Annotated in this window: 14 protein-coding genes and 2 pseudogenes; 8 read left to right on the top strand and 8 right to left on the bottom strand. The window is 72.5% G+C overall.

Annotation, left to right across the window (positions count from 1 at the left end; all coding sequences use genetic code 11):
* Together AB0O11_RS37625 and AB0O11_RS37620 are read left to right on the top strand one after the other, a co-directional pair.
* The coding region (locus tag AB0O11_RS37625) for an RNA-guided endonuclease TnpB family protein (RefSeq protein ID WP_363396575.1) at window positions 1-661 on the top strand (661 nt) is incomplete at its 5' end.
* Between the two features lie 17 nt (window positions 662-678).
* Window positions 679-1,380 (top strand): annotated as a pseudogene (locus AB0O11_RS37620) (MFS transporter); the annotation flags it as partial.
* Between the two features lie 78 nt (window positions 1,381-1,458).
* Here the strand turns inward: AB0O11_RS37620 and AB0O11_RS37615 are convergent.
* The 3 genes from AB0O11_RS37615 to AB0O11_RS37605 form a co-directional block, all read right to left on the bottom strand.
* Entirely contained in the window at window positions 1,459-2,271 is an 813-nt protein-coding gene (locus AB0O11_RS37615) for a class I SAM-dependent methyltransferase (RefSeq protein ID WP_363396578.1), read from the bottom strand.
* A 257-nt stretch (window positions 2,272-2,528) separates the two neighbouring features.
* Entirely contained in the window at window positions 2,529-2,852 is a 324-nt protein-coding gene (locus AB0O11_RS37610; protein WP_363396572.1) for a hypothetical protein, read from the bottom strand.
* 533 nt (window positions 2,853-3,385) lie between these two features.
* Complete coding sequence (locus AB0O11_RS37605; RefSeq protein WP_363396569.1) at window positions 3,386-4,627, bottom strand: hypothetical protein; 1,242 nt, start codon at window positions 4,625-4,627, stop codon at window positions 3,386-3,388.
* 321 nt (window positions 4,628-4,948) lie between these two features.
* On the opposite strand from AB0O11_RS37605, the gene AB0O11_RS37600 reads away from it, so the two are divergent.
* Complete coding sequence (locus tag AB0O11_RS37600; protein WP_363396566.1) at window positions 4,949-5,212, top strand: hypothetical protein; 264 nt, start codon at window positions 4,949-4,951, stop codon at window positions 5,210-5,212.
* 55 nt (window positions 5,213-5,267) lie between these two features.
* On the opposite strand, the gene AB0O11_RS37595 is transcribed toward AB0O11_RS37600, so the two are convergent.
* From AB0O11_RS37595 to AB0O11_RS37585, 3 genes are all read right to left on the bottom strand, one after another.
* Entirely contained in the window at window positions 5,268-5,510 is a 243-nt protein-coding gene (locus tag AB0O11_RS37595; RefSeq protein WP_363396563.1) for a hypothetical protein, read from the bottom strand.
* A 3-nt stretch (window positions 5,511-5,513) separates the two neighbouring features.
* Entirely contained in the window at window positions 5,514-6,341 is an 828-nt protein-coding gene (locus AB0O11_RS37590; protein ID WP_363396560.1) for a DUF1963 domain-containing protein, read from the bottom strand.
* Window positions 6,342-6,789: 448 nt separating this feature from the next.
* Complete coding sequence (locus AB0O11_RS37585; protein WP_363396557.1) at window positions 6,790-7,431, bottom strand: TetR/AcrR family transcriptional regulator C-terminal domain-containing protein; 642 nt, start codon at window positions 7,429-7,431, stop codon at window positions 6,790-6,792.
* A gap of 58 nt (window positions 7,432-7,489) precedes the next feature.
* Here AB0O11_RS37585 and AB0O11_RS37580 point away from each other — a divergent pair, with 58 nt between their 5' ends.
* From AB0O11_RS37580 to AB0O11_RS37570, 3 genes are all read left to right on the top strand, one after another.
* A complete protein-coding gene (locus AB0O11_RS37580; RefSeq protein WP_363396554.1) occupies window positions 7,490-9,049 on the top strand; it encodes an FAD-dependent monooxygenase in 1,560 nt (519 codons plus the stop codon).
* 259 nt (window positions 9,050-9,308) lie between these two features.
* Window positions 9,309-10,523, top strand: a complete 1,215-nt coding sequence (locus tag AB0O11_RS37575; RefSeq protein WP_363396551.1) for a cytochrome P450 — start codon at window positions 9,309-9,311, stop codon at window positions 10,521-10,523.
* Window positions 10,517-10,750 carry a ferredoxin gene (locus AB0O11_RS37570; RefSeq protein ID WP_363396548.1) on the top strand — a complete coding sequence of 78 codons (234 nt, stop codon included), beginning with the start codon at window positions 10,517-10,519 and terminating at the stop codon, window positions 10,748-10,750. Before AB0O11_RS37575 ends, AB0O11_RS37570 begins: the two co-directional genes overlap by 7 nt.
* Window positions 10,751-10,851: 101 nt before the next feature.
* Here the strand turns inward: AB0O11_RS37570 and AB0O11_RS37565 are convergent, their stop codons facing one another.
* A complete protein-coding gene (locus AB0O11_RS37565) occupies window positions 10,852-11,466 on the bottom strand; it encodes a TetR family transcriptional regulator (protein ID WP_363396545.1) in 615 nt (204 codons plus the stop codon).
* A gap of 317 nt (window positions 11,467-11,783) precedes the next feature.
* Window positions 11,784-13,310: a S8 family serine peptidase gene (locus AB0O11_RS37560; protein ID WP_363396542.1), complete on the bottom strand. Its 1,527-nt coding sequence runs from the start codon at window positions 13,308-13,310 to the stop codon at window positions 11,784-11,786.
* A gap of 1,081 nt (window positions 13,311-14,391) precedes the next feature.
* Here AB0O11_RS37560 and AB0O11_RS37555 point away from each other — a divergent pair.
* Together AB0O11_RS37555 and AB0O11_RS37550 are read left to right on the top strand one after the other, a co-directional pair.
* Window positions 14,392-14,889, top strand: coding sequence for a hypothetical protein (locus AB0O11_RS37555; protein ID WP_363396539.1), 498 nt, complete (start codon window positions 14,392-14,394; stop codon window positions 14,887-14,889).
* 252 nt (window positions 14,890-15,141) lie between these two features.
* Window positions 15,142-16,041: pseudogene (locus AB0O11_RS37550) on the top strand (ATP-binding cassette domain-containing protein); the annotation flags it as partial.
* Window positions 16,042-16,137: the final 96 nt, after the last annotated feature.

Genomic DNA, 16,137 nt, shown 5'->3' with positions numbered 1-16,137 from the left:
CGACCTCGGGCTCACGCACTTCGCGGTCATGTCCGACGGCCGGAAGATCGACTCCCCGAAGTTCCTGCGCCGCGCGGAGAAGAAGCTCAAGAAGGCGCAGCAGGCCCTCGGCCGAAAGGTGAAGGGGTCCAGGAACCGGGACAAGGCCCGGGTCAAGGTCGCCCGTGCGCATGGCCGGGTGGCCGACGCGCGGCGCGAGTTCCACCACCGGCTCTCCACCGAGTTGATCCGCGAGAACCAAGCGGTCGCTGTGGAGGACCTGGCGGTGAAGGGACTCGCCCGCACGCGCCTGGCCAAGTCCGTGCACGACGCCGGGTGGTCGCAGTTCGTGACCATGCTGGAGTACAAGGCCGTGCGATACGGGCGTGCCTTCCACCGGATAGGCCGCTTCGAGCCGACCTCACAGGTGTGCTCGACCTGCGGCGTCAAGGACGGCCCCAAACCCCTCAACGTCCGCGAGTGGACCTGTGGGGCGTGCGGGACCGTCCTGGACCGCGACACCAACGCGGCGGTCAACATCGCCAAGGCCGCCGGACTGGCGGTATCAGCCTGTGGAGCGCAGGTAAGACCGGTACTCGTACCGGCACAGCGCAAAGAAGCAGGAACCCACCCGGAGCCCCGCCCGACAACGGCAGGCCAGACGGGAATCGCCCTCCCTTAGGTGGGCGAGGATGTCAACAGGCAACCGTCTTCGCCGGGTTCTCCGCGGTCTGGACCTGCCTGGCGCTCCTGCTCGCCGGACCCGACTACGGGCTGGGCGCCCGGGCGGTGGGAATGATCGCCCTGGTCGGCGCGGCGCCGATGGTCTGCACCCCGTTCGCCGGCCGTCTGGTGGACCGCTACGGCCCCGACCCGGTGAACCTCGTCTGCATGCTCGGCGTCCTCGTCTCGGCCGCGATCCTCGCCATCGGTGCCCGGGGCGGCACACTGGGCCTGGCCGCCCTGACACTCGGCACGCTGCTCCTCGACACCGCGATGCAGTCCGGCATGGTCGCCAACCAGGTCCGCGTCTACGCCTTGCGCATCGAGGCCCGCAGCAGGCTCAACACCGCCTACATGACCTGCGCCTACCTGGGCGGCAGCGCAGGTTCCTGGCTCGGGGTACGCGTCTGGAACCGGGCCGGCTGGTGGGGCGTCTGCGTGCTCGTCGCGCTGCTTGCCGCACTCGCCCTGGTGCGCCACCTACGGGCGCTGTACAGGTCCGAGGAAAGCCCGGCCGGGACCCGTGCGGCGGACGCGGATGGCCACGGCCACCACCCTGGTGCCGGTGGAGGTGATCGGGCCTCGTGCGGTACCCCCGTCACCCGGCCTTGCCGTCGTCCGACTCGTCGTGGGTGTGGGGGACACGCAGCGGGCGCAGGCCGAGCGCCGCAGTCGTAGGCACGTCAGTGCGCGCCTGAACCGGCTCCACTCCTCAGGCCCCCTCGGAATCGACCGTCCGGGCAACCGGGAGGCGCTCTACCGGCGGACCGCCGAGATCAGCCCGCCGGGCCGCTCCTCGCGCTGCGGCGGGGTGCTGATCGGGCGGCCGTAGGCGGCAGCGCGCTCGCGCAGGGTGTGGCTCTCGGCCTCCCAGCCGTGCCCGGCCAGCCAGCTCACCGGGTCGTCGGGCATCTCCGAGACCCACATGGACGCTGCCGACCCCGGCGCGGCGTCCACGCCGAAGCGCTCGATCACGCCGCGCGAGGCCAGTGTCAGACCCATCCGACTGCCTGCCGCCGACTGCGCGCTGATCCGGTCCAGCAGCAGCTCCACCGCGTCCCCGGGCAGGTAGATCAGCAGTCCTTCGGCGATCCACGCGGTCGGCACGGCCGGGTCGTGCCCTGCGGCAGCCAGCGCAGCCGGCCAGTCCTCGCGCAGATCCGCCGCGACGGTGATCCGCTCGCAGCGTGCGACGGCCCGCTCCCGGCGCAGCACCGAAGCCTTGAAGTCCAGTGGCGCGGCGGTGTCGACCTCGAACAGCCGGGTGCCCTCGGGCCAGTCCGTCCGGAAGGCCCGGCTGTCCATGCCGGCACCGAGCAGCACGACCTGCCGGACCCCGGACGCGGCGGCCTGCTGCAACAGGTCGTCGAGGAACTTCGTCCTGATGACGATGGAGAACGACACGGCCAGCCGGCGGCGTCGCGCGGCCTCGTCACCGGGGGGCGGCGAGGAGGGCCACAGGCCGCCGGCGGTGGCGAAGGCCTGCGCCAGTGGGTCGCGGAACAGCGCGTCCTCCCGCTCGGTCTCCAGCGCCCGCACCCTGGCCACACCCACCGCCGTCGCCCACACCCCCGACGGCTGCACCCGCTCCTGCTCATCAGTCACCGTGCCAGCCTATAGACGATCGATTCCAAGGGGGCCTGATGAGGGGAGCCGGGTTCATTCGCGGCGGGCCGGCCATGCGGGCACTGACCGTCCACGACCTTGTTGCCGCTCCGCGCTCCCGGTGGAGCCGAACGCCCCCGCGCCCGCCATGGCGAACACCCGTCCCGGCCCGCGTCAGTGCGACTCCTCCGACAGCACTGCGGCGCCGGCGACGCCTCGACTCAGATGAGGGCGATGACCAGGACGGCGGCCGCCGCCAGGAGGAGAACCGTCAACGCCGGTGCACCGGGGCGCCCGCCGGGTTCGGAGGTGACGGCGACGAACGAGACGGCGGGGAGCGCGAGCGAGAGGACGATCGCCAGCCACCCCACGATGCCGGTGGGAACCCCGGCGACCATGGCCCCCCAGACGGTCGTGAACATCACCGCCAGCCAGGCCGTCGCGGTCAACACCGCCCAGGCCGCGCGCGCGGTCCACCGCTCGACCGGGTCGGCCGCGTGGAAGTTGGTGCGGGTCATCGTCCAGATCCGGGTCAGCTTCGCCACTGGAACATCCTCTCGAACAACACCGTCAGGCACCAGGGACGGACGCGCGTCGAGCGCGGCTGGACGACCACCAGGTCCGCCGCCGCCAAGGCCGGTACCGGCACACGCCCGTCGGGGGCCGGGCCGACGCGATCAGCCGGCTACCGCTACAGCACCGCGGTGACGACGAAGAGGATGACGGCGAAGACGACGGTGCCCACCACTGCGACCTTCGTGGGTGTGATCCGGTCCCGGACCTGCTTCTCCGGCCGGACGCGCTGGCTCGGACCGGTGCGAGTCGACGGGCCGTCATGGTGACGACGTGCTGCGGGATCCCGCTCCGCCCGGAGGCTGCGGCAGTCGGGAGATGGGTACCGTCAGGCCCGGCCTCCTGGGACGGGGCAGGAGGAACCGCACGGTTCGGACAGGCCGTTGTGCTTCGGCGGCACTCCGGCCGGCGCCGGGACCAGCGGAACAACCGGAGCAACCGGGATCGCCGGCCGCCCGTGGCCCGGCCGGGCTCCCCCGGCCGGGCCACGGGCGGTACGGAGGGGCTACGGCTTCCAGACCATGGCCGTGTGCCGGGGCCCTCCGGCCTGGTCCCGGCCGATCGCGACGCCCGCGACGAGGCCGTTGTTGCTGATGAACAGCGCGGCGGTGTTCGTGACGTTCTGCGGCCGTGGCAGCTGGGTGCTGGTCCTGTCCGGGTTCCAGCGTGTCGCGTACCGGTACTCGCCGGCGTCCGGCTGCCCCCAGAAGTAGCCGACGACGGTGCCGCCGTCGTTGATCGCGGTGGCGACGCTGTTGGGCGCGGGCGGCCCGCCCACCGGGGAGAGGGCTTCGCCCGAGCCGTTCGGACGCCACCTGACGGCGACCCCCTGCGGCGCCAGGTACAGGCTCCACCGGCCGACCGCCGTACCCGTGCTGTTCACGGCCTTCGGTTCCTTGCCCGAGAAGTCCGAGACGGAGCCGTCGGTGTTCCAGGTGAGGGAGGTGTACACCGTGCCGGTGCGGGCGTCTCCCGCGGTTCCGAACACGGCGCCGGTGTCACTGATCAGTGCGGCTTGGGTCGACGGGTAGGGCTCCGTGCCGGGGAGGGCGACGGCGCTGCCGTCCGGGCCCCAGATCACGGCGCGGGACTCGGTGCTGCCGTCGGCGCCGGGGCGGTAGGAGTAGCCGACGGCCGTGCCGGAGCCGTTGACCCCGAGGGCCCTGCTGCCGCTGTCGCCGGGCAGCGGCAGCAGGGAAGTGGCCGTGCCGTCCGGGGCCCAGGACACCGCGTGGTCCGGGCCCTGGGCGCTGCCCGTGTATCCGACGACGGTGCCGGTGCGGCTGACGGCGGTGGGGGTGGCGTTGCGGTCTCCGGGCAGCGGGGCGAGGGCGGTGGCGGTGCCGTCGGGCGCCCAGCGCACCGCGTGCACGGGGGCGCCGCTGCCCGTCGCCCACGACGTGCCCACGGCCGTGCCGGCACCGTCGACGCCGATCGCCCGGTCCTCGCTGTCACCGGGCAGCGGGTCGAGCAGGGTGTCCGTGAGGTCCGCGTCCCAGCGGACGGCGTGGCGGGTGAGGGCCTGCCCGGTGGACGGGTCGCCCAGGGTCACGTCGCCGACGACGATGCCGCCGGCGTTCACCCCGGTCGGCTCGCTCTGGTAGGTGCCGTCCGGGGTCGGTAGCAATACGGGCGTGGGGCCTGCGGTGGTGTCGGCCGCCGCCGACGGCGCCACCCCCGCGGCCAGGGTGGCGGCCATGGCCACGGCGGTGGCCAGGGTGGCTGTGCGGGACGTACGCATGCTCATGATGTGCAGCTCCTGCCTCGTGAACTCGACGTGCAGATAAGTGAACTGATTGAGCATTAGTCTTCACATATCATTACCAGATGCCAGGATGGCCCCGCAGCCCGATCGCTGGTCTACTCGGCCTGCGGCCCGGGCGCGAGCCCGATTTCGTGCCCGGGCCGCAGGCCGCCGGATGCTACCGGGGCACGTGGGGCCGGTGCGGCCGGCCGCCGGGTTCCTGGGTGGGGAACTGCCGGCCCGCAGAAGGCACGAGACCTGGAGCGGCGAGAGACGAACACGAGGCAGGACGAGGCGCCCGCGCTGCACGAGCGCAGCACGGACATGCAGCTCCTCCTGCAGAACCTGAGGGCCGAGATGGTGAGGCGGCTCCCGTCGTTCACCACTCTGGTGGATACCTGCGACGACTTCGCCCGGTACGACTCCCGCCGACGCGCAGAGGTGGCGGCGATGGTCGACCTCGACGGACTCGCCGTCAGGGTCATGAACTGCCCGATCACCGACGCGGACGGACGGCTGACCGAGGAGTCGGGACGGGTCGTCGCCGACGCCGAGACCCGACTGCGGGAGATGGAAGCCGAGTCCTGAGCTCCGTTACTGCCGTCGGCCCTTGGTGGCGGTGCCCGGCCCGGCGGGTGGGCGGCTACAGGGCCGTGATCCAGGGATGCCCCGGGTGTACGCGGGCGAGTAGTTCGGCCAGGGTGTCGCGCTGGGCCGAGGTCATGAGCGGGACGGTCGTGTCGAAGTCCGTCTGATCCTTTCGGCGGACGTGTTCGGCCTTGAACAGCAGGGCCGGTTCGGGTGCCAGATCCGACGACGTCGAGCACCACCCGTGCCCCCGCTGCCGGGCCCAGCCCGGCTCGCCCTGCCGTTCGCGCTCGGGCACCGCTCAGGCGACCTCCGCCCCGTAGCGCACCCGGTCGAAGCGGCCGGCGGCGAGGTCCTCGTCGGTGATCCAGACCGAGACGTTGACGAGTTCGCCCCAGCTCGCGTCCGCTGCCGAGCCCTCGACCTGCAGCAGTGGCCGGTGCCCGTCGGGCCGGGTGGTGTTGTGGCTGTCGCACCATCCGAGGAGCCGGATGTCGGCGCCGCCCAGGTGCTCGTGGCAGGCGTCCGAGACGCCCATGGCGTCCAGGTAGTCGCCTGCGAAGACCTGGCTGAGCTCCTCATCCAGGTACGAGGGCGCCGACAGGGCCCAGCGCGCCCGGACCGGTCGGCCGGGCAGCGGCTCCAGGCCGTCCGGGTCCGGCGGGGCGGGACGCTCCGGTGTGCCGGACGGGACGTGCAGCACGACGCAGCTCTCCGCGTCGGGATCGGCGGGGAACAAGTCGTGGAAGAACAGCAGCAGCCCGTCGGTCGGCAGTGGCCAGGGCCCGCCGCTCCTTCCCGCCCGGAAGGCCTCCGCCAGCCGGGCGCAGTCGAGTTGGGCGAGCAGCTCCATCGGGTAGCGGCTGCCTTCGGGCCAGTCGACGTCCTCGGGCAGTGCGGCGGGTCCGCCCGTCCGGCCGACCGGCGTCCAGCCGGGCGCGTCCTCGGGGACGTCCGGGCGCAGCTCGAGCGAGGGCCGCAGCAGTTCGGCGACGCGTGCGGTGTGTTCCCCGCCCACCTGCTCGCGCAGGGCGGCGTAGAGCCCGTACGGCACCGGCAAGCCAGGCAGGCCTGGCAGGTCGGGGTGCTTCTCGGTGGCGTACGGCGTCCGTGCGTGGGTGTCAGACATGCGCCGATCCTGCCACCCGGCTCCGACACGTACGGAAGGCCGTCGGGTGCCGGCACCTCGGTCGGCTTTGTCCACGACTCGTGGTTCTGGTCAGGCGGGTTGAGCCGCGCGCCACACCACCCTGGCCGAACAGCAGGCCACCACCGGCTGATCACGAACTTCACGACGGCTCCCGGGAATCTCGATCACGGGCGACGGGGCGAGCGCGGGCCTGATTGACTCGCAGTCCGTTTGAACCGCTGATACCGTCCCCGCTGCCACCAGGGCGCCCCGCAGGCCCCGGACGAGTCGGTCGCTTCGGTCGCTGCGCCCCGCCACGCCGTCCGTGCGGACGTCGCACCGGCTGCGGTCGGCGCGGCCCGCCGTCCCGCCGACGGTCAGGCATCGCGGACGCCATCTCCGCCTGGCCAGATGCTGGGTCGACGTCCTGTTGGCCTCCGCCTCCCCGTCATGCCTCGCCGGTCGGCCCGAGGGGGCGCAGCAGCTGGTCGAGGCCGAACTCGAAGCGTTCGTCGAACGCCGTGTCCTCCAGGTGTGGCACCACCCGGTCGAGCGCGGGGTAGCTTCCGGCGGCGAGAGCGGGGCCGAGGGTGTGTTCCTCGCCGGAGGCGGTGAGGGCCTGCTCCTCCTGCGTCAGGCCGAGCGTCAGGTACTGGATGCTCCAGAACGTCCAGGCGGAGCGGCGTTCGTCGAGTCCGGCGCCGAGCAGGGCCGCCACGACGTGCTCGGCGAAGGCGAGGGTCGCGGGTTCGGCGGCGTAGGTGCCCGCGACGACGGCCGCGCCGTCGCGGTGGGCGAGCAGGCTGCGGCGGTATCGGCGGGCCAGTTCGCGCACGCGCTCGTCCGGGGCCGCGGGCAGGTCGGTGAGCGGGACCTCGGCGACGATCGCCTCGGCCATCAGCTCCAGTAGCCGGGCCTTGGTCTTGGCGTGCCACAGCACGGTGTTCATCCGTACGCCGAGGCGTTCGGCCGTGCCGCGCAGGGAGACGGCGTCGGCGCCTCTCTCGTCGAGCAGTTCGAGTGCTGCGCGCACGACGGCGGCCGGGTCGAGCCGGGTCCGCGGGGCGGCCGGGGTTTGCTTCTTGGTCACTGACCTAGTCTACTGGAGGCATCGCTATTGGTCATTGACCAAGAAAAGGAGCTTCGCCATGCCCGAAGGAGCGCGCACCGCCGCACGCACCACCACCGCACACGCCACTACCGCGCACGCCACCGCACCGGACACCGCGCACGGGGTCGTCATCGCCGGAGGCGGGCCGGTCGGGCTCTGGCTCGCCTGCGAGCTGCGGCTCCACGGCGTCGACGTGACCGTGCTGGAGACCCGGGCCGAGCCCGACCCGCACTCCCGCGCCCTCACCGTCCACCCGCGCACCCTCGAACTGCTCGCCGCCCGGGGGCTGGTGGAGCCCTTCCTCGCCGAAGGACTGCGGGTGCCCAGCGGACACTTCGCCGCGCTCACCACCCGGATGGACTTCTCCCGGCTGGACACGCCCTACCCGTTCACCCTCGTCCTGCCGCAGGTCCGCACCGAGGAACTCATCGCCGCCCATGCCGAGGCCGTCGGCGTCCGCCTGCTGCGCGAGCACCGGGTGACCGGTCTGACCCAGCACGACGGCGCGGTGGCCGTCGAGGTCGACACCCCCGCCGGGCACCGGCGACTGCGCGCGGCCTACCTGGTCGGCTGCGACGGCAGCCGCAGCACCGTACGCACCGCCGCAGGCATCGGCTTCCCCGGCACGGCCGCCACCCGATGGGCCTGGATGGCCGACGTCACGCTCGACGCACCGCCCGCCGCGCACTCCACCTCCAACGAGCACGGCACCGTCATGGTCTTCTCCCTGCCCGACGGCCAACACCGGGTGGTCGGCAACGACGCGCACAGCGTCCAGGAACCGCCCGAGGCCCCCACCATCGAGGAACTCCGCACCCGGGTGCGCCGGATCGCCGGCACCGACCTCGGCATGCGCGACCCGCGCTGGATCTCCGTCTTCGGCAACGCCACCCGCCAGGCCGAGCACTACCGCCACGGCCGCGTCCTGCTCGCCGGCGACGCCGCACACACCCACTTCCCCGCCGGCGGCCCCGGCCTCAACGTCGGTCTCCAGGACGCCGGCAACCTCGGCTGGAAGCTCGCCCAGACCCTCGCCGGCACCGCCCCCGACGGCCTGCTCGACAGCTACCACACCGAACGCCACCCGGTCGGCGCCGAACTGCTGCGCAGCACCAGCGCGCAGAGCGGCCTGATGACCAGCTACACCCCGGAGAGCCTCGCCATGCGAGAACTGCTGGGCGAACTCATCGGCGGGGTACCGGAGTTCTCCGACGCCCTGGCCCTGCGCGCCGCCGGACTCGCCGTCGACTACCCGACCGCCGAACCGTCCGGCGCCCACCCGCTCACCGGAACCCGCGCCCCCGACCTCGCCGTCCACGGCGGCGGCACGCTGCTGCCCCTGCTGCGCCCCGGCCGCTACGTCCTGCTCGACCTGACCGCAGCCCCCGACGCTCCGTCGCCGCTCGCGCCGCTGGCCCACGACGTGACGCCCGGCCTCGACGTCCACACCGCCCCTCCCGCCGGCCACCGCCCCGCCTGGTCCGGGGTCACCGCCGCCCTCGTCCGCCCCGACGGCCACCTTGCCTGGCTGTCCACCGACGCAGACCCCCGCGAAGCCGCCCGCGCCGCGGTCGCGGCGACGCTCGCCCGCCGGTAGGAGCGGGCGCCGTTGATCTCCCCGGGGCGTCGGACCGGACAGGGGCACTGACGCGGGCGGAGTTCGGCCGGGCGGCGCCCCGCCAGCTCCGGGAAGCTGACTGTGCGTGCCGGCAGTGTTACTCTCCCACTAAGAGAGAGCTGACTCTCACTTGCTGGCCGGAACGCCACGTCGTCCGTCCTGGCCCGGACTTGCAGGGGAGAGCGGTTCCGCCAAGCGTTCGCTGCTCTTGTGGCCCTTCGGCCGGTGAGGAGAGACCATGTCTGCACCCGCACCCGCACCGCAGTTACCCTTCGAGCGCCCCAATGCCCTGGACCTGGCGCCGCTGCTCGCGCGCCTGCGCGAGGAAGGCCCGATCGCGCGGGTGACGACACCCGCCGGCGACCCGGCCTGGCTGGTGACCCGCTACGAGGAAGCCCGGGAGATCCTGAGCGACCCCCGGTTCTCCCGGCTGCGCCCCGACGTCGAGGACGCTCCGCGGATCTCCGCCTCGGCGCTGCACACCCGCCCCGCCCCCACGCCCGAGGAGGAGGACCGCGAGCACACGCGGATGCGCCGGATGCTGGCGCCCGCGTTCAGCGCGCCGCGGATGCGTCGGATGGGCGAGAGGATCTCGGAACTCGCCGCATCCTGCCTGGACGCGATGGAGGAGGAGCGTTCCCGGGGTCCGCAACGCGCCGTCGACCTGCACGACCACCTGTCGTTCCCGCTGCCGGTGATGGTGATCTGCGAGCTGCTGGGCGTGCCGGTGGAGGACCGGGACCTGCTGCGCGGCTGGTCGGAGCGGATCGCCGCGCTGTACGGCGGGGCCGACGGGGCCGCGGCCATGGCCGAGTTCGAGGCGTACGTGGCCGGCATCGCCGAGGAGAAGCGCAGGCAGCCGGGGCAGGACGTGATCAGTGACATCCTGGCCGTGCAGGCGCAGGACCCCTCGTTCACCGAGGAGGAGATGACCCGCCTGGCGGTGGGGCTGCTGTTCGCGGGCCACGAGACGACGTCGACCCGGATCGACCTGGGCGTCCTGTTCCTGCTGAGCGACACCGGCCGGCGCGACCGCTTCGCCGCCGACCCCGAGGGGTCGGCCCGCGCCACGGTGGAGGAGGTCCTGCGGATGGCCGCGCCGGGCGCCCTGGGCCTGACCCGCTACGCCCGCGAGGACGTCACCGTCGCGGGGGCGGCGATCGCGCGGGGCGAGGCGGTGCTGGTGGCGATCAACGCGGCGAACCGGGACGGGCGGGCGTTCGAGGATCCGGACACCTTCGACCCGTCCCGTTCCCCCAACGCGCACCTCGCCTTCGGGCACGGCGGCCACTACTGCATCGGCAACGCGCTGGCACGCACCGAGATGCAGATCGCACTGACCGCGCTGTTCCGGCGCTTCCCCGGCCTGCGGCTCGCGGTGGACGCGCGCAGCCTGCGCGACCGTTCCGAACGGCTGGCGGGTGGCATCGGCGAGGTGCCGGTCCTGTGGTGAACGGGGAACAGTGGCGCGAGCAGCCCGCCGCGCGGGTGGTGGCGGACACCTCGCGGTGCGTGTCGTCGGGGCAGTGCGCGGTGACCGCGCCGTCGGTGTTCGACCAGGACGAGGCCGGGCAGGTCGTCGTGCTCGCCGCCGAGCCCGTCGGGCGGGTGGCGGAACAGGCCGGCGAGGCGGCCGCCCGGTGCCCGGTCTCGGCGCTCCGGTTGCACCCGGCGCGCTAGCTGCCGGTGGTGGTGTCGGCGGCCCCGCAGGGCCGCCGACATCCGCCTGACGGTCAGGCCGCCTGACGGTCAGGCTGTCCGACCGTCAGGCTGCCCGACCGTCAGGGTGTGCGGGCGCGCAGCGCGGGGGCGGGACAGGGCAGCGGACGGGCCCCGGCGGGGGAGAGGCCGTCGAGGACCAGGGCCAGGTACCGGCGCCAGCCGTCCTCGCTCGGGCCCATCGTCCACAGCACCGAGGCCAGCATGACGACGATGCGGTGCAGGTCGTCGGGCACGAGGTCGGCGCGGATCACGCCCGCGCCCTGACCGCGCACCAGGAGGTCGTCGAGGGCGGCGAAGAACTCCTCGCCGCTCGCCGGGGTCAGGACGCCGGCGGCGCGGGCGGCGGCCAGGACGTTGTAGTCGCCGGCCACCGATTCCAGGGCCGCCGCCAGCACGCGGGCCAGCCCGGACGCGGGGTCGGGGTCGTGGGCGGCGGCCTGGATGACAGGCCGGACGTGTTCGCCGAAACGCTGGTCCAGCACGGCCCGCAGGAGCGCGGCCTTGTCGGGAAAGCGGCGGAAGAGCGTGGCAGCCCCGAGACCGGCCCGGCGGGCCACGTCGTCGAGGTGGGCGTCGGGGCCCTGTTCGGTGAAGACCTCCCGGGCAGCCCGGATGATCTTCTCCGCGTTTCGCGCGGCGTCGGCACGCAGCAGCCGGGGAGCGTCGGGGACCATCCCGGCAGCCTATCCAAGGACGGCCGGATCGCCGCCGGGCCACCGGGCCACCGGGCCGGCGGCCACGGCCACGGCGAAGAGCCCCGGGCTCCCCGGCCGGGCCGGCGATGGCCGGCACACCCGTCACCGAAGCTCTCGCCGGCTCCCGGTCGCCCGACTGCCCGATCGACTGGATCATCCGGTTCGCGCGCCCGTCGGTGACCGGGCACGACGAAACGCCCCCTGGAATTCGCCGCAATGGCCGGGGGCGTTTCGTTCAGGCGCGGAACAGGGCAGTGGCGTGGACGACTACGGCAGCGGGACCTGTGCGGTGCCGGCTACTCGACCGCGCGCAGTGCGTTGACGATGCCGAAGCCGTAGAAGCCGTTGATGTGCTTGCCGCCCGCACAGGTGGCGTCCACGACGCCGTCGCCGTTCCAGTCGTACGGGTCGGCCGGGCACCCCGGGTTGTCCGCCTGGGCCTTGAGCAGTGCCTGCAACTGCTCTGGGGTCGCGTCCGGGTGGGCGGACTTCAGCAGCGCGGCCACACCGGCGGCGTGGGGAGTGGCCATGGACGTGCCCTGCTCGTAGCCGTACTGGTTGTTCGGCATCGTCGACAGGATGCCGCCCGACCCGGACGGCGTGTCCGAGGCCACGTACTGGTCGCCGCCCGGCGCTGCGACGTCGATCACGCCGAGGCCGTAGTTGGAGTAGTACGACTTCGTGTTCCTGGCGCTGGTCGCGCTGACCGTGACGACGCCCGGCAGTTGTGCGGGCAGGTCCCAGCACCTGTGCGGGTCGACCGTCCGGCTCGCCGGGGTGGAGTCGTTGGGGCTGCCGCCGTCGGTGAAGGCGTTGGAGGCCAGGTCGTGCTTGGCGTTACCGGCCCCGGCGACATTGAGGGTGCCCTTGCGCTGCGCGTAGAGCTGGGCGCGGTTGACCGCGTCGACGATGGCCTTCTGGTCGGGGTCGTCCAGGCAGTTGTACTGCCACGGGTCCACGTAGTAGCTGTTGTTGGTGATCTGCACGTCGTGGTCGGCGGCGAACACGAAGGCGCAGACGACGCTCTCGGCGTAGATCAGCTGGCGCGGGGTGGGCTGGGAGACGGTGATGCCGGAGACCCGCACACCGGGTGCCACGCCCGCGACGCCGATGCCGTTGCGGGCCGCGGCTATCGTGCCCGCCACGTGCGTGCCGTGGAAGTAGTCCGGGTCCACTGGCCGCCAGGAGCCGTAGGTGGTGTCGGCCTTGCCGCTGGCGCAGTTCGCGGACTGCGAGGGGGAGAAGTTCGGGGCGAGGTCCGGGTGGGTGTCGTCGACACCGGTGTCTATCACGGCGACCGTGACGTTTCTGCTGCCCGGGTTGATCGTCGCAGCCTTGTCCGCGCCGATCGCCCGCAGGTCCCACTGCTCGGCTTCGAGGGGTTCGGCGCCGTCGCCGGACGCTTTCCCGATCCTCGCGGCCTCGGCCTCGGAGAGGTACCGCACCGCACCCTCGTCGTTCGTCCCCACCGTGCTCAGCGGCGCGGTCCGCGTGGCACCCGCCGACTGCACTCCGCGCACCGCGCGCAGCCGCTTGCCGAAGTCGGGGTTCGCCGAGTGGACGACGATGACCCCGATCCCGTCGTACGTGACGACGATGGTGCCGCCGGCCGCGGTGATGGCCTGCCGTACCGCTGCGATCGTGTGACGGTCGGTCTTGGTGTTGACGACGTACGCCAGGGGGTGGCCGTCCTCGGCCTGTGCGGCGGACCGTGCTGGTGGCGTTGCCGAGGCCGGCGTGGGGAGGGTTCCGAAGGAGGCGGTCAGCGACAGCACGATCGGTGCGGCCAGGCCGAGCCGGAGTAAGGAACGTAGTCGAGCCATGTGGTCTCCACATCATCCGGGTGCAGGACCCGCCCGAAGACAGAGCACTGGCCGGGCGGGTGCATGACGGGTGGTGCCGGAGTGAAGCTATCCCGCCACTTCGCCAACCGGCAATGACTCTGCAGGGCCCGACAACTGACCGGAGATCAGTCGAAAAGCGGAGCAATTCTGACGTTGCCGGCTGCAGCGGTCCGCTCCGCGCCGGGGGGCTTGGGCGTCAAAGGAGTCCTCGGAGACTGGCCAGGGACAAGGCGATGTGGACGGTGTCCTCGGTGCGGATGGGTTGGAGACGTTTCCGGCTGCGGAGATTGTGTCGCCCGGCGTGTCGCTCGCTCCGGACGGTCAGCCGGACGATGTCTCGACTGTCACTCCGACGGAATGGTGTCGGAGCCGGGAGGCTACGAGTTCCATCTCGACGAACGTGCCCACGAGGCCGGTCGTCTTCAACTCGTCCGCCAGGGACCGTGCTTGTGCCAGTGACAGGCCGTGCACCTCTCGAAGAGCGCGAAGGACGGGCACTGCACTCGCCTCGGGCTCCACCAGCCGGAGCCGGGCGGGTCCGTGTTTCGCCAGGAGGGCCTGGCGGATCTCCTCCGGAGTCGCGTCGCCGTAGTCCCGGTCGCACCAGGCCATGGGGCAGGACTGGCAGGCTCCCTCGGTCCCCCACCACAGACGTCCACCTCCGATGGACTGGCCGGTGTCGAGTATCAGCACACCACCGCAGGCCTCGCATCGTGTCGTGATCTCCACGCCCTGGCTTACCACTGTGCTCCTCATCATCGGACCTTGCTCCGGATGGTGCCGTAACAGCGTCCTTTCGTCGACCGCGTATCCTCGCTGGCCTCCGGTTGGCCGAGGGAACAGCTGCGGTCGCGATGCCGGCGCATCGGTTCCTCAGCACGGGCCGATCGCCCCTGCAACTGGTGACGTCGCCGTGGCGCGGGTGCCGCAGACATCCCGAAACAACCAGTCCCCGGGCGTAGTTGATCGCCTGCGCCGTGCTTACGTAGACTCGCTGACCTCGTGCATGGGCGACCGATTGGGCGGATCGACGGTCGGGCAGAGGGCGGAGGGGCAGGGCATGGCCCAGGTGGACAAGGTCCAACAGCGGTTGGCCGGTGAGCTGTTGCCGGGGGAACGGGTGCAGTACGGCATCCTCGGTTTCAGGATCGGCGGAATTCGCAAGACCATGCTCGGTGGGGCCGCGGGAATCGCCGGAGTGGCGGGCACAGCGGCGATGGCTGTGGCCACGAGCGGTACCAAGGCCGACGTTCCCGCCGCGCAGCTTCCATTGCCGGGGCGGTTCATCGTCGGGCTCACCGACCAGCGCCTGATGGTGTTCTCGATCGGGGGAGTCTTCGTCGCCAAACCGAAGAAGCTGCTGCATGCCCACGCCCTGGACCAGCTTGCATGGATATCTGAGCCCGAACTGATCGCAGGCGTGGCGCAGGCGCTCAGGGTCTTCATCGGCGTGGCGGGTGCAGGGGTGTTGAGCTTCGAGTTTGCGCGGTTGCAGGTCGCCGAAGCCCGCAGCATGGTCAGACGGATCGACAGGGGCATGCCCACTCCTCAAGCGTAGGCCCGTCAGGCCGGCCGTCACGCTCCCGCCGCCTGGCACAGTCATCCAGGTCCACAAGAACAGGACGGTCGGAGCACAGGACCAGCCGAAGGCCGTGTCCACGTCCCGCGAACTCTCGGATGGGTGATCCCGTTCGAGGCATCCTTCGACGTCAGACCGTGACGAACAAGCTAATTCGGATGCGGCCGTTCCGGCGGGCCGCTAGCCTGGACCGCATGTCTACGCCCCGAATTTCCTAGCCGACGGACCCACCGCACCGGGCCGGTCGGCTACCTCCCCCAGGACTCCCGCGCTGCCGACCCGGCCGTCACCGTCACCGACCGCATCCTGTCCGCCCGCGGTCTGGACACCGCCGTCCGCGCGCTGCGCGCCGCCGAGGAGGCGATGGCCCGGGCCGGTTCCCCGGTGGAGGAGCGGCGGGCGATGGACGCCTACATCCGGGCCGAGACCCGGTTCCAGTCCCGGGGCGGCTACGCCGCCGAGGCCGAGGCCGCCCGGGTCGCGGCCGGATTCGGGCTGCCCGCCCGGGTCATGGACTCCTCCGTCGGCACGCTCTCCGGCGGCCAGCGGCGTCGGGTCGAGCTGGCCCGCATCCTGTTCGCCGAGCACGGCACCCTGCTGCTGGACGAGCCCACCAACCACCTGGACGCCGACTCGGTCGGCTGGCTGCGCGGTTTCCTCGCCACCCACCAGGGCGGGCTGGTACTGATCAGCCACGACCTGGAGCTGGTGGAGGAGACCGTCAACCGGGTCTTCCACCTGGACCCGACCCGCGCCACCGTCGACATCCACAACACCGGCTGGCAGGCCTATCTCACCCAGCGCGCGGCCGACGAACGCCGCCGCGCCCGCGAGCGGGCCAATGCCGAACGCAAGGCCGCCGCCCTGCACGCCCAGGCCGACCGGATGCGCGCCAGCGTCGCCACCGCGACGACAGCCCGCAGCATGGCCCGCCGCGCCGACCGGATGCTGGCCGAGCTCGAACCCGTCCGGCAGGCCGAGCGCACCGCCCGGATCCGGCTGCCCGAACCCGCGCCCTGGGGCCGGATGCCGCTCGGCGCGATCAGCCTCGCCAAGGCCTACGGTGACCGGCTGGTGCTGACCGGGCTGGACCTCGCCGTCGACCGCGGCAGCCGGCTGGTCGTCCTCGGGCCTGAGGTGACCCCTGGAACGTGGACACAGGGGTTCATGCTGCGAGTGAGAGTCTAGCGTGCATGTGGTGTTGCTGTTCGAACTCGATCGGTGAGA

Origin of the sequence: Kitasatospora sp. NPDC093102, from assembly GCF_040683915.1 — a bacterium.
In the GTDB taxonomy this organism is placed as follows: Bacteria; Actinomycetota; Actinomycetes; order Streptomycetales; family Streptomycetaceae; genus Kitasatospora.
The sequence above is the reverse complement of the archived record's forward strand: the minus strand, read 5'-3'. Positions and strand labels throughout refer to the sequence as shown.